Below are 13,174 nucleotides of genomic sequence, written 5' to 3'. Positions count from 1 at the left end.
GCAAGCCGGCTTTACCGGGTCATTTGGACTGTTTTCTATAACAAAAATGACGCACATATGACAGGGTTAGGAAAAACTCATCAAAATAATCGTCTTTGTAAAATTTTCGTGGAGAAATTTGTAGAAACACTTTATAATGTATAGTTAAGGACACAAAGAAGAATGGGAATTAAGACCAGATTATGCAAATAAGTTACAGATTTCAAAAAATGGGTAATTGTTTAAATACATTTAAACTGGAAAAGGAAAAGAGGTGGATTACTTGCTGCTGTTAGCTTTCTCTCTCGCTTTAATTATATCGCTGCTTATTACTCCATTAGTCATCAGGTTTGCGCTGAAAGTGGGGGCGGCAGACAAACCTAATAGCCGCAAGGTCCACACGAAAATCATGCCTTCGGCAGGGGGGCTTGCGATTTTCATCAGCTTTATCGCCGTTATGCTGATCGTGAACCCTGATATACCGTACGGCTATGATTATAATGTGACGGCCATTTTAGTAGGAGCCTTCGTCATTGTGCTCTTTGGCTTCCTGGATGATATCCACGAAATGAAGGCCAGGACCAAGCTGATCGGGCAGATTGCCGCAGCCCTGATTGTTGTATACTGGGGCGGTATTCAGGTTGAATACATCAACCTGCCGTTCGGCGGGCAGCTGGACTTTGGGATGTTCAGCATTCCGATCACCATCATCTGGATCGTCGGGATCACCAACGCCATTAACCTTATTGACGGACTTGACGGGCTTTCCGCCGGTGTTTCCACCTTTGCCCTGCTCAGCATCTCCGGCATGGCGATGATCAAGGGCGACATGTTCGTTGCCATCACGGCATTGATTATTACTGGCGGCACATTAGGCTTCCTTAAATATAACTTCTTCCCGGCAAAGGTGTTCATGGGAGATACCGGGGCATTGTTCCTGGGATACATCATCTCGGTGCTGTCCCTGATGGGCTTTAAGAATGTAACCTTCATCTCTTTGGTAGTGCCGATCATCATCCTCGGTGTACCAATATCCGACACTTTCTTCGCCATCATTAGAAGAATCGTGAACAAGCAGCCGCTTGCGGCGCCTGATAAATCCCATCTGCATCATTGCTTGCTGCGGATCGGCTTTACACATAAACAGACCGTTCTCCTGATTTACGCGCTGGCCGCATCATTCGGCCTGGCAGCATTCATCTTCTCAATGTCCACTGTATGGGGTGCCATGCTGTTCATCACCATACTCGTTGTAGCTATCGAGATCTTTGTAGAAAAAATAGGGCTCGTCGGCGGCAATTACCGGCCGCTCCTGAAAATGCTGAACTCCAAAGTGAACGCGAAAGACAGACCATAAATCAAAGCCCCGGCCATCCTGGCCGGGGCTTTTTTGGTGTGGAGCGGGGAGACTGGGCAGGACCATTGCAAAAGCCTTATTTCATCAAGACGGTAAGGGCCTTTTTCTCTATTCTGTTTCTGCCTGCTATAAAAAGATTGAAATTCCATCCAGAAACCTCTATTATTAAAGAAAGATAATTAATTAATTTAATTAAGTTACAATAAAACGAAATATAGAGGTGAATCCAAATGACAATCTATCAGTTCATACAGAGTTTATTGGATTACGGAATCCGCCTGAATCTGCTTGAAGAGCCAGATGAGGTGTATGCACGGAACCGCCTGCTGTCCCTATTTGGGCTCGAGGAATGGAAGCCTTCAGAAGGAAGGGAGCTTCCGATTCATGAGATACTTGAAGGGATGCTCGACTTTGCACAGAAACAGGGGATTTTAAAAACAGACACGGTGACTGAACGAGATATATTAGACACAGAGATCATGGATTGCCTGATGCCCCGTCCATCAGAAGTAGTGCGGCAATTTGAGAGCGATTACAGTTTAAGTCCGGAGGCAGCGACGAACCGGTATTATCAAATGTCCCTGAGTTCCAATTACATCCGGCAGGACCGGGTGGCGAAGAACAAACAGTGGAAAACGGAGACGCCGTATGGGGAAATCGATATAACCATCAATCTCTCCAAGCCGGAAAAGGACCCGAAGGAAATCGCACTGTTGAAAAATGCGCCCCAAAGTTCGTATCCAAAATGTGCGCTATGCCGGGAGAATGAAGGCTACCGCGGAAATATCCGGAATGCCGCAAGGGCGACGCACAGAATCATCCCGGTTGGGCTGAACCATGAAGACTGGTTCCTGCAGTATTCTCCATATGTGTACTATAACGAACACTCGATCATCTTCAGGGCGGAGCATCTGCCAATGAAAATCTCAGGGGATACATTTACACGCCTGCTGGAATTTACTGAGAAGTTCCCCCATTATTTTGTAGGCTCAAATGCAGACCTGCCGATTGTCGGCGGCTCGATTTTGACACATGACCATTTCCAGGGGGGACGCTATGAATTTGCCATCGAAAGGGCAGAAACAGAAGAAAGCATAACACTTCCGGGCTATCCTTCCGTAACGCTGGGAATCGTGAATTGGCCGATGTCAGTCATCCGGGTGCGAGGCGGGAAGGATGAAGTCCAGGCAGTGACCGAGCATATCTGGAGGAGCTGGCAGACGTACAGCGACCCGGAGGCAGAGGTGAGGGCCGCAAGCGGCGATGTTCCGCACAATACCGTAACACCGATTGCAAGAAGGCGAGGCGGACTGTTTGAGATGGATGTGGTGCTGCGCAATAACCGGACCTCAGAGGAGCATCCGGGCGGAATCTTTCATCCCCATCAAGAACTGCATCATATCAAAAAAGAGAACATCGGCTTAATCGAGGTCATGGGTCTTGCCGTTCTGCCGGGAAGACTTGCAGATGAGCTTGAGCTGGTAGGCGGCTATCTGACCGCTCCGCGGCCTCTTGAAGAATGGGATGAGAGCGTCGTCAAGCATTGGGAGTGGGCAGGCCGGATTCTCCAGAAATACGGAAATATTACCGAAGGCAATGTCAACAAAATCATCGAGGATGAAGTAGGCGCCGTATTCCAGACAGTCCTTGAGCATGCCGGTGTATACAAACACGACGAAGCAGGAAAGCAGGCATTTATCCGTTTCCTGCATTCCCTGCAGAAATGATGGTGCTCAACTGATAGGTAAAATAGGCTGTTTTTGCAATTGTATTGTGGCTGCCTGAATAAGAAGGCTGATTTACTCTGCAGGCACTCAGCCTGAGCGGGACGGGCGGTGAGCCTCCTCGTCTTCGCCTGCGGGGTCTTAGTTCGCAGCTGGATCAGAAGTCTCGTGCCTGTAGCGGAAGTCACCTGGTATAACGATATATTCACCTCATTAACTCAAAAGAATAAATAGACAACAGCCTAATAAAAAGATAAAAACGGGAGAAGGTTGATAATGATGAATGCAGCTGGATTAACAGAGTTGTTTGAAAAGCAATATGGTTATCGTGAAGGAGTGCGGATCTTTTTTGCCCCGGGCCGGGTCAATTTGATTGGCGAGCATACGGATTATAACGGAGGCTATGTGTTCCCGGCAGCCCTTACGTTTGGCACGTGGGCCGCTGCTGCGCCGAGGTCGGACCGCGAGTATCATCTGGCTTCCGCCAATTTCTCAACGACCGCATCATTTTCAGCTGCGGAGGAGCTGGTGTACCGGGAGGAAGATGACTGGGCCGGCTATCCGAAGGGTGTACTGAAGGAATTGATCACACTTGCCGGTGATGCGGCAGGAAATTACAGTGGTGCTGATATCTTATTTTACGGAAATATTCCGAATGGGGCCGGACTTTCCTCTTCTGCTTCCATCGAGCTTGTGACGGGTCTTGCGTTCAGCCGGCTGGCGGGATTAGAGATTCCTATGATAGAATTGGTAAAATTAGGGCAGAAAGCTGAAAACCATTTTGTCGGCGTCAACTGCGGCATTATGGACCAATTCGCGGTCGGCATGGGACGAGCCGGTCAGGCAATGATGCTGAAATGCGATACGCTGGAATATCAATATGTTCCGGTGAAGATTGAAGGCCATAAGATTGTTATTACGAATACAAACAAGCGCCGCGGCCTTGCCGATTCAAAATATAATGAGCGCCGTGCGCAGTGTGAGGAAGCGCTCCAGATCCTGCAGCAAGAGCTCCCGCATATTAAAAACCTTGGCGATGTCAGCGTCGATCAGTGGGAAATGGTTAAACATCTCATTCAGGATTCTATCATCAGGGCTAGGGCTGAGCATGTGATCTCTGAAAATGAGCGCGTGCTGCTGGCTAACCGGAAGCTGCAGGAAAATGACCTGGCTGCCTTTGGCGAGCTGATGAAAAAATCTCATGAATCACTAAGGGACTTGTATGAAGTGACAGGCTTTGAACTGGATACTCTATTTGAAGAGGCATCTGCCGTTCCAGGCTGCATTGGCACACGGATGACTGGTGCAGGCTTTGGCGGCTGCAATGTGAGCCTGGTGAGAGAAGATGCGGTAGAGGAGTTCAAGAAGCTGGTGTCTGAAGGCTATACAGTGAAAACTGGCCTGAAACCTGACTTCTATGTATGTGAAATCGGGGATGGAGCGAAAGAAATCATTTAAGGGGGAAGAAACATGGCAATTTTAGTTACGGGCGGAGCAGGTTATATCGGAAGTCATACAGTGGCAGAACTGCTGAATCAGGGTGAGGAAGTTATCGTCGTCGATAATATTTTGACCGGACATGAAAAGGCTGTCCCGGGCGGCACCTTCTATGAGGGAGATCTTCGCGATAAAGACTTCCTTGATTCAGTATTCTCAAAGCATGATGTTGAAGCAGTGATTCACTTTGCGGCCAGCTCCCTTGTCGGAGAAAGTGTATTGGAGCCGCTTAAATACTACGAAAACAATCTGATTGCATCACATACCCTGGTTTCGGCCATGGAAAAGCATGGCGTGAAAAAAATAGTGTTTTCTTCGACTGCGGCTACTTACGGGGAGCCTGAGCAGGTGCCGATCCTTGAAGGCGATGCCACGAATCCGACAAGTCCTTACGGAGAGACCAAGCTGGCCATGGAAAAAATGTTCCGCTGGTGTGACGGGGCATTCGGTCTGAAATCGGTATCCCTGCGTTACTTTAATGCAGCAGGCGCTCATCCGGACGGAGAAATCGGCGAGGATCATACGCCGGAGAGCCATCTGATTCCGATCATCCTTCAGGTAGCACTCGGCCAGAGAGAACATATCAGCATCTTTGGCGATGATTATGCCACAGAGGATGGAACCTGTATCCGTGACTATATCCATGTGATGGACCTGGCGAATGCCCACTGGCTTGCCCTTGAGCATCTGCGCAGCAAAAATGAGAGCGACGTATTCAATCTGGGCAACGGACGCGGCTTTTCTGTCAAGGAAGTGATTGAAACAAGCCGCAGTGTGACGGGCCACAGCATCCCTGAAGTGGTAAGCGGACGTCGCGCCGGCGATCCTGCCATCCTGATCGCCTCTTCAGAAAAGGCACAAAGCGTTCTTGGCTGGAAGCCTAAATACAATGATCTGAAGACGATCATTGAAACAGCATGGAAGTGGCATCAATCACATCCGCATGGATATAGCAGCAAGTAAGGCAGAGGGGGAGCAGCGATGACTGAAGCGGTTGAACGAGTAAGGAAGTTTATAAATGAAAAGAAGATAGACGGTGTATTGTTCCGGAGAAGAAACAATTTCTCATGGCTGACAGGCGGGAAAGTGAATCATATTGTAAACACCACTGAATTTGGTGTGGCTGATTTATTGATCACGCCCAGCACAAACTATTGCATCACGTCCAAAATGGAATCAGCCCGGATCCACGATGAAGAACTCGAAGGATTAGGCTATGAATTCGTGACTCCGGAATGGTATGAGGACCAGGATGCCGTTGTGCGCGGGATGTGCGAAGGCAAGAAGATTGCAGCTGATATCCCTTTTGACGGCTTCCTTGACTTTGGGCAGGAGCTGGCAAGTTTGCGTTACACACTGGGTGCAGAGGAAATCTCGCTGTACCGCTGGCTGTGCCAGAAGGCTGCGAAAGCAGTAGAATCCACAGCGCGTGAAATCGAGCCTGGCTGGACTGAGTACGAAATCGCGGCGCATCTAGGGGCAAAGGTTGTAAAAGACGGCATCAACCCGCAGGTAATCCTTGTGTCCACAGACGAGCGCGTCTTCAAGTACCGCCATCCGATCCCGACCGGAAAGAAGCTTGAGCGTTATGCCATGATTGTTATCTGTGCTGAAAAAGGCGGACTTGTGGCCAATGTGACCCGCTTCGTGCACTTTGGGGAGCTGCCGCAGGAAATCAGGGATAACAAGCAAAAGCTAGTTTCCATTGATCTTGCCATGAACACAGCCACCCGGCCGGGAGCCGCGATCAAAGACATCCTTCAGGGCGGCTTTGATGCCTACAGCGAAGCCGGACATGGCGATGATTGGCGCTTCCTCCATCAGGGAGGCCCGACCGGCTATGCATCCCGGGAGTTCCTGGCCACCCCAGGCGTAGAGGGCATCGTCCAGGTAAACCAGGCCTTCGCCTGGAACCCGGCCATCCGCGGAATCAAGTCTGAGGACACCCTGCTGGTTGGCGAAGAAGGCAACGAATTTATGACTCATACAGGCGAATGGGTCTATATTGAAGCAGAATACGAAGGCCGGACCTATCTTCGTCCTGACATATTAGTGCGGTAAGGAAGACGGTTCTGGCGCCTTTTAGACCACAGGCCTCCCCGGTGGAAACCGGGGAGGCCTGTGGTCTTTTTTATTGGCTATTTATTCGAGACAACTCTTTCGTTCGATGAAGAAGGTTGATTTCCGCTCCAATCAACCCGGTTTAATAATCAATCTTAACCTAAAAAAAGCACCCAATATTACTCACAATTGTACATAAACGACAAAAATCAGACTCCCTTCTACAGCAATCAGCATAACCCCTCCCTTTCCTGCATAAATTAACAATAACTTCTCACTGGCTGGACAAACAAATCTATGATAGAATAAAAAAGTAAGGAAAGTAAGGAATTCTTGTAAAACAAGGAAAACAAGGAGAAGTGAACATGGAATTTTCGAAGCTGAGTTCGAAGGGGCAGATTACGATACCCAAACATATCCGGGATGTATTGGACCTGCATGAGGGTGAGAGGATAGCTTTTATTGAGGAAAAAGGGCTGGTGATCATGACAAAGGCGGATCTGCAATCTCTTCATGATATACAGGACATTGTCAGCGACGAAAAGTTCAAGCAGCTTATCCGCAAGGCAAAAACTCATTTTGGTGAGGAATAGGAAGGGAGTTCATGGGCATGGATATTCGAGAAGGAGATCTGCCTGGAATTGGGCGGAAGTTTGAGGCGGTCACACGTAATAATGACAAAGTTGTTGTAATCATCCATGATGATGGGCGCAGGGAAATGTATCATTACGATGATGATGATCATGAGGAAAGCATCTCCAATATCACACTGAATGATGCGGAAGCACGCCAGCTGGCCGCGATTCTTGGGGGAATGGTATATGAGCCTAAGGCACTGGAGAATATTGAACTGGCCTTTGATGAATTGATCATTGAGTGGTTCAAGGTGGAGCCGGGAGCGCCTGCTGTCAATCAGACAATAGGTGACATCGATGTGAGGAATAATTACGGAATCACCGTCTTGGCCATCATGAAGAAGAATAAAACAAAGGAAATGACACCAGGTCCGGAGGCGGTCATTGAAGCAGGGGATACACTGGTCATTTCCGGTGAAAGAAAGGAATTGCGCAAAATCATCAGCGATCAGCTCACTAATAAGGGGGGATAAGTATAGATGGATCATCTTATTTTTGAAGTAGGTACAGCACTGCTCCTCGTAGCCCTGGCTGCGATCCTTGCAAACAAATTCAATTTCTCGATCATCCCATTTTTAATCGTAGTCGGGATGCTGGTCGGTCCCCGTGCCCCGGAGTTTGGAATACTCAGTTTACGGTTTATTGAAAGCCAGGAGTTCATTGGATTCCTGGGACGTATCGGTATTCTCTTCCTCCTCTTTTATCTGGGACTGGAGTTCTCGGTTGGAAAGCTTATAAAATCAGGAAAGTCGATTGTGGTCGGCGGGAGCATCTATATTTCAATCAACTTTGCGCTCGGTTTCCTGTATGCACTGCTTATGGGTTTTCCAATCCTTGAAGTCCTGATCATTGCCGGGATCATCACCATTTCATCGAGCGCGATTGTCGCCAAAGTTCTTGTAGACTTGCGCCGGACGGGAAATAAAGAGACCGAGCTGATTCTCGGGATCATCATGTTCGAAGACATTTTCCTGGCCGTTTATCTTTCCATCGTCTCCGGTCTGATACTGGGAGACTCTGCATCGATTGGCGGAATATTGCTGTCTGTGCTGATTGCCCTTGGCTATATGCTGGCTTTCTTCATCGTTGCACGAAAGGCCGCACCTCTATTAAACAAATTGCTCAATATTAAATCAGATGAAATCTTCATCATTGTGGTTTTTGCCGCATTGTTCTTCATTGCCGGCTTCTCAGAAACCATCCATGTCGCTGAAGCCATCGGCGCTCTTCTCCTGGGCCTTGTGTTCTCAGAAACAAATCAGGGCGAGCGGATCGAGCATCTCGTGGTTCCATTCCGGGATTTCTTCGGAGCCATTTTCTTCTTCAGCTTTGGTCTCAGCATCGATCCATTCAGCCTTGGCGGGGCAGTATGGCTTGCTCTTGGCGCTGTAGTGATTACCATCATCGGCAACTTCACGGCCGGGATGATTGCCGGCAGAAAGGCGGGGCTTTCCCATAAAGCCTCGGCCAATATCGGGCTGACCATCGTCTCGCGCGGCGAGTTCTCGATCATCATGGCAAACCTCGGCCTCTCCGGGGGCCTGATGGGCATCCTGCAGCCGTTCTCAGCTCTTTATGTGCTGATCCTTGCGATCCTTGGGCCGCTTCTGACAAAGGAATCCAAGCATATCTATAATGCTTTGAACAAAATCTTCAAATGGAAGGCGCCTGCGCTCAAAAAGGAGAAGCTGAAGGAAAAGCCGGAAGTCTAAAAAAAGGAACGCCCCGTTTGTCCTGGGACAAACGGGGCGTTCCTTTTTCTATTTCACGACAGGAGCAACCTGCAGCTTGCTGCTCGGCTCCTGGTTTTTTATAACGGGCCAGCCCTTTTTCCATGAGATTGGATCGATCATAAGCGGGCGGCGTGTGATCCCGGAAATCATTTTTGGCTCCTTGACGTCGATGGCATGATAAATCATCCAGTCGCGGCCCTTTTCATCTGTGATTACCGCATTATGGCCTGGTCCGGCAAACTTTTGGCTGCCGGTCATGATGATGGTGCCCTTCGTATCCTTGATATCGGCACCCGTCTGGTCGAGGTAGGGGCCGGTTATGCTTTTGGAGCGGCCGACAGCTACATGATAGGTACTGTCTTTACCCTCACAGCAGGAGCCGGAGGAAAGGAACATATAATAATATCCGCCCCGCTTCACGATATAAGGCGCTTCAAATGCATCGCTTCCCACCTGGAACGGCTTGCCGGCTGTCTTCATGCCGTCTTCTGTCAGCTTCACGCCGTAAATGCCGTGGAAGCTGCCCCAGAACAGATAAGGAGTGCCATTATCATTAAAGAAGGCAGGGTCAATCGAATTTTCCACCCCGATCTTCTTGCTGCGCAGCACCTCGCCCTTATCCGTGAACGGTCCCTGGGGCTTGCTGCTTACTGCCACACCGACCCCGGGATCCGGATCTCCCCAGGTAGACATCGAATAGTAGAGATAATACTGATTGTTGTAGTAGGAAATATCAGGCGCCCAGATACCGCCTTCCTTCCAGTTGGGCTTATCCACGGCCTCAAAGGCCTCACCCGTATAATCCCACTTCACCAGATTTTTCGAGCGGATGACCGGCACATATCTCGGTCCTTTGCCATCGCCCCAATTGTCTTCCGTCCCATAAGCATAATAGTAGCCATCTTTTCCTTTAATGATGGAGGGATCGGCAATCACCGGCTCGAACACTGGATTTTTATATTGTTTCCCTTTTGGCTTTTCTTCATCTGCGGATTGCCCGCCGCAGCCGGAGAGGGCAAGGACAACCGCTAGCAGCATGCCAGTTAATCGCTTTTTCAAGATAGCACAACCTTTGTCTGGGATATTTTCTTAGTTAAATAAATTAATTTACCTATCCGCATTTTAACGCACTTGCTGGCAGGCTTCAATTCTTTTCCAACTATATGAAGCAGGTATTCTAAAACATTAGTGTTTTATTGATCGTTTTGCGAGGTAAAGTTTTAATAAAAAGGAAGTTTGCAGTGCAGGGGGCAGGATTCCTTATCCAGCTGCGATTCTCAAAGCGCGAGTTCTGCACAAAGCTCTTGATATCAACGGGTTCAGCATCCCAGGTAAAAGTATAAAACCCTAAGGAAAATTCCAGAAGCGCCAGTCGCTGCACGAAAAAGAGAAGAACGGCCATGCTGAGATCCCGCTTCCCAGCACAGCCTCTCTTATTATGCTCATATTCTATTAATTTTTTTGTTGAAAGCGTTGACAAATATCTCAGTCAGGATTATGATAATGATACAAAGTAAATTAATTTAATTAACTTAATTTACTTAAAAAATCAAGCAATCAGGCTTCTAGTAAGCCATAATTAATTTTTTATCCGAGGGGGATAACTTGAATGAACAAGAAGAAGTGGCTTGGCGTTGCAATGTCTGCGGCTCTGGCAATTGGTTCTCTGGCAGGATGCTCCAGCAAGGATTCTGGATCTGAAAAGAGCGGCGGAAGCGAGAAAATCACCTACTGGGCTCCATTCTCTGGTGCAGATGGCCCGCGCATGAAGAACATCGTGAATAATTACAATAAGTCTCAGGATAAATATGATGTAGATCTGCAGATCGTACCGCAGACAGATTACTATAAGACAGTCGACCTTGCTTTCTCAGGACAAAAAAGTGCCCCGGATCTGATGATCATGCACACAGACCAGCTTACAAACTACGCTGAAAAGAATCTGCTGAAAGACATGACTTCCACCATTGAAAAAAATGGCGTCAAATCTGAAGATTACTCAGAAACAGCATGGCAGGCAGGAACGATCAAAGGCAAGCAGTATTCCATTCCTTTAGATATCCACCCGCTGGTATTGTACTATAACAAAGACATGTTCAAGGCTGCAGGCCTTGACCCAGAAAAAGCTCCAACAAACCGTGAAGAATTTGTAGCTGCAGCTAAAAAGCTTACAAATGAATCCAAAAAGCAATACGGCTTCGTTGTTCCAACACTATGGCCGAACCAGTTCATCTACCCAACCGTCTTCTTCCAGAACGGCGGAGAGCTTTTGAAGGATGGCAAGCCTAACTACAACAGCCCTGAAGGCGTTGAGGCACTGACATTCTTGAGAGACCTTGTTCAAAAGGAAAAAGTTTCACCAGCCAATGTACAGCAGGACGGGGAAGTAACACTTTTCCTTCAAGGCAAAAACGCCATGCAGCTTAACGGTCCATGGATGATGGAACAATGGGACAAAGCAGGCATCAACTACGGTGTAGCCCCAGTTCCACAATTAGGTACAAAAGAGCAGGCAGTCTATGCAAACGGTCACAACTTCGTCATCCCTGCTTCTGTAAAAGATTCTAAGAAACTCGAAGGAATCTCCGATTTCTTGAAATATGCGGCTGACAACACAATGGAATGGGCTAAATCAGGCCAGGCTCCAGCGTCCAAAGCCATCTACGAAAAAAACGAAGAATTTAAAAAGATGGTCCAGCAGCCACAGGTTGCCAAGCAATTCGAATACGCCAAGTTCGCACCGCGTGTAGCTAACTGGGGACAACTTTCAGAGCCGCTATGGTCTGAAGTCAACCTTGCCCTCCTAGGCAAAAAAGACCCTAAAAAAGCACTGGACGATGCAAACAAAAAAGCAGAGCAGCTGGTTCAAAAATAAACCAGCCTCGCCAGGCAAAAGAAAGACGGGACAGGTGAATAAACAAAATCACCTGAACCGTCTTTTTTACAACAAAAGCGGAGGCGCCTTGGTCAGACCCGACAAGCATAAGACAGGCAGGCCGTGAGAAGCGCCCTTCCTTCTCATGGACTGGCAGGCTTATGACTCGAGGGTCTAGGCGCCGGAGCTAGATGAAACCAAAAGCGGAGAGCGGTGCCTTCATTTAAGATTCTTTAAAAGCACCCTGAGCTGCGATTCTAAAGAGAACACCCAAACTGCTTAGAAGGCATACATCCGAAAGGCATAAGACATGCGGCGGCTAAAGGCCGCCACTGCCACTGGATGATGCCTTCAACCATAAGCTTCAAGACAACAAGTTAGCAAAAAGATACTCTATCAAACCCGGAAAGGGGGATACGCAAATGAACAATACCACCTGGAAATCGAAGCTGACGTCAAGTTTATTCGTTCTTCCATACCTGATTTTGTTCACTGTTTTCCTTCTGATCCCTATTGTGTATGGGGCTTGGATGAGCCTGCATAATTGGGATTTGCTGAATCCTGTACATGAATTTGTCGGCTTTAAGAACTATGCTAAAATATTTGATCCTTCTTCATATCTGAACGGCTTATTTTTTGACGGCTTGAAAAATACGCTGAAATTTGTTGTGTTCAGTGTTCCCCTGCTAGTGATCGTAGGATTGGGACTTGCGCTTCTGGTCCATGCCCTGCCTGACAAAATTAAGGGGATTTTCCGGACGATGTATTTCATTCCTTATGCTGTATCAGTGTCGGTCGTAGCGATTATCTGGCTGTGGCTGCTTGATACGAACAGCGGATTGATCAATAACTATCTGACAGGCATGCACCTGGATGCCATTCCATGGCTGACAGACATGCCGTGGGCGTGGGTGTCCATTGTGATAGCAACTCTATGGTGGACCATTGGTTTCAATATGGTTATTTTCATTAACGCCTTGAATGATGTTTCTGAGGAATTATATGAAGCTGGCTCGCTTGATGGTGCCAGCAGATGGCAGCGCCTGATCTATATCACCCTGCCAAGCATCAAACCGACCATGTTGTTTGTTTTGATCACTTCAACTATTGCTTCCTTCAATATCTATGGCCAGCCGTACTTGATGACACGCGGAGGCCCGGGTACTGAAACGAAGGTTCTTTTAATGAACATCGTGGATGAAGCCTTCAGGCAGCGCCAATTGGGCAATGCGGCGGCTATGTCCCTGATGATGGCTCTTCTCATGATCGTCATTTCCATTGTCCAGCTTAAAATTTCTAATAGAAAGGAGTAG

At 48.0% G+C, this 13,174-nt stretch carries 11 protein-coding genes; 10 read left to right on the top strand and 1 reads right to left on the bottom strand.

Going from position 1 to position 13,174, the window contains the following annotated elements; genetic code table 11:
• Nucleotides 1-262: 262 nt before the first annotated feature.
• The 8 genes from V1501_RS19610 (at nt 263) to V1501_RS19575 (ending at nt 8,965) form a co-directional block, all read left to right on the top strand.
• Nucleotides 263-1,336 (top strand): glycosyltransferase family 4 protein, encoded by a 1,074-nt coding sequence (locus V1501_RS19610; RefSeq protein WP_409290553.1) that lies wholly within the window; start codon nt 263-265, stop codon nt 1,334-1,336.
• Between the two features lie 230 nt (nt 1,337-1,566).
• Nucleotides 1,567-3,063, top strand: a complete 1,497-nt coding sequence (gene galT, locus V1501_RS19605; RefSeq protein ID WP_409290552.1) for a UDP-glucose--hexose-1-phosphate uridylyltransferase — start codon at nt 1,567-1,569, stop codon at nt 3,061-3,063.
• Nucleotides 3,064-3,336: 273 nt separating this feature from the next.
• Complete coding sequence (locus tag V1501_RS19600) at nt 3,337-4,518, top strand: galactokinase (RefSeq protein WP_409290551.1); 1,182 nt, start codon at nt 3,337-3,339, stop codon at nt 4,516-4,518.
• A 12-nt stretch (nt 4,519-4,530) separates the two neighbouring features.
• The gene (galE, locus tag V1501_RS19595; protein ID WP_409290550.1) at nt 4,531-5,520 is read left to right on the top strand and encodes a UDP-glucose 4-epimerase GalE; all 990 of its coding nucleotides are present in this window, start codon (nt 4,531-4,533) and stop codon (nt 5,518-5,520) included.
• Nucleotides 5,521-5,538: 18 nt separating this feature from the next.
• Complete coding sequence (locus V1501_RS19590) at nt 5,539-6,618, top strand: M24 family metallopeptidase (RefSeq protein WP_409290549.1); 1,080 nt, start codon at nt 5,539-5,541, stop codon at nt 6,616-6,618.
• 365 nt (nt 6,619-6,983) lie between these two features.
• Nucleotides 6,984-7,211: an AbrB/MazE/SpoVT family DNA-binding domain-containing protein gene (locus V1501_RS19585; protein WP_409290548.1), complete on the top strand. Its 228-nt coding sequence runs from the start codon at nt 6,984-6,986 to the stop codon at nt 7,209-7,211.
• 17 nt (nt 7,212-7,228) lie between these two features.
• A complete protein-coding gene (locus V1501_RS19580; RefSeq protein WP_409290547.1) occupies nt 7,229-7,726 on the top strand; it encodes a cation:proton antiporter regulatory subunit in 498 nt (165 codons plus the stop codon).
• A 6-nt stretch (nt 7,727-7,732) separates the two neighbouring features.
• Entirely contained in the window at nt 7,733-8,965 is a 1,233-nt protein-coding gene (locus V1501_RS19575; RefSeq protein WP_409290546.1) for a cation:proton antiporter, read from the top strand.
• A gap of 48 nt (nt 8,966-9,013) precedes the next feature.
• Here V1501_RS19575 and V1501_RS19570 read toward each other — a convergent pair whose 3' ends face one another.
• A complete protein-coding gene (locus V1501_RS19570) occupies nt 9,014-10,045 on the bottom strand; it encodes a family 43 glycosylhydrolase (protein ID WP_409290545.1) in 1,032 nt (343 codons plus the stop codon).
• A gap of 550 nt (nt 10,046-10,595) precedes the next feature.
• Here V1501_RS19570 and V1501_RS19565 point away from each other — a divergent pair.
• Together V1501_RS19565 and V1501_RS19560 are read left to right on the top strand one after the other, a co-directional pair.
• The gene (locus V1501_RS19565) at nt 10,596-11,861 is read left to right on the top strand and encodes an ABC transporter substrate-binding protein (protein WP_409290544.1); all 1,266 of its coding nucleotides are present in this window, start codon (nt 10,596-10,598) and stop codon (nt 11,859-11,861) included.
• A gap of 422 nt (nt 11,862-12,283) precedes the next feature.
• The gene (locus V1501_RS19560) at nt 12,284-13,174 is read left to right on the top strand and encodes a carbohydrate ABC transporter permease (RefSeq protein WP_409290543.1); all 891 of its coding nucleotides are present in this window, start codon (nt 12,284-12,286) and stop codon (nt 13,172-13,174) included.

This window comes from Paraperibacillus esterisolvens, assembly GCF_046237625.1.
Lineage (GTDB): Bacteria > Bacillota > Bacilli > Bacillales > DSM-1321 > Paraperibacillus > Paraperibacillus esterisolvens.
Note: the sequence above shows the minus strand (reverse complement) of the source record. Positions and strands in the feature narration are given on the sequence as shown.

What these genes read in the sequence shown, in the direction of transcription:
- galE (WP_409290550.1), top strand. Translation starts at nt 4,531, where the DNA reads ATGGCAATTTTAGTTACGGGCGGAGCAGGTTATATCGGAAGTCATACA.
- V1501_RS19590 (WP_409290549.1), top strand. Translation starts at nt 5,539, where the DNA reads ATGACTGAAGCGGTTGAACGAGTAAGGAAGTTTATAAATGAAAAGAAG.
- V1501_RS19575 (WP_409290546.1), top strand. Translation starts at nt 7,733, where the DNA reads ATGGATCATCTTATTTTTGAAGTAGGTACAGCACTGCTCCTCGTAGCC.
- V1501_RS19560 (WP_409290543.1), top strand. Translation starts at nt 12,284, where the DNA reads ATGAACAATACCACCTGGAAATCGAAGCTGACGTCAAGTTTATTCGTT.
- V1501_RS19580 (WP_409290547.1), top strand. Translation starts at nt 7,229, where the DNA reads ATGGATATTCGAGAAGGAGATCTGCCTGGAATTGGGCGGAAGTTTGAG.
- galT (WP_409290552.1), top strand. Translation starts at nt 1,567, where the DNA reads ATGACAATCTATCAGTTCATACAGAGTTTATTGGATTACGGAATCCGC.
- V1501_RS19600 (WP_409290551.1), top strand. Translation starts at nt 3,337, where the DNA reads ATGATGAATGCAGCTGGATTAACAGAGTTGTTTGAAAAGCAATATGGT.
- V1501_RS19585 (WP_409290548.1), top strand. Translation starts at nt 6,984, where the DNA reads ATGGAATTTTCGAAGCTGAGTTCGAAGGGGCAGATTACGATACCCAAA.
- V1501_RS19565 (WP_409290544.1), top strand. Translation starts at nt 10,596, where the DNA reads ATGAACAAGAAGAAGTGGCTTGGCGTTGCAATGTCTGCGGCTCTGGCA.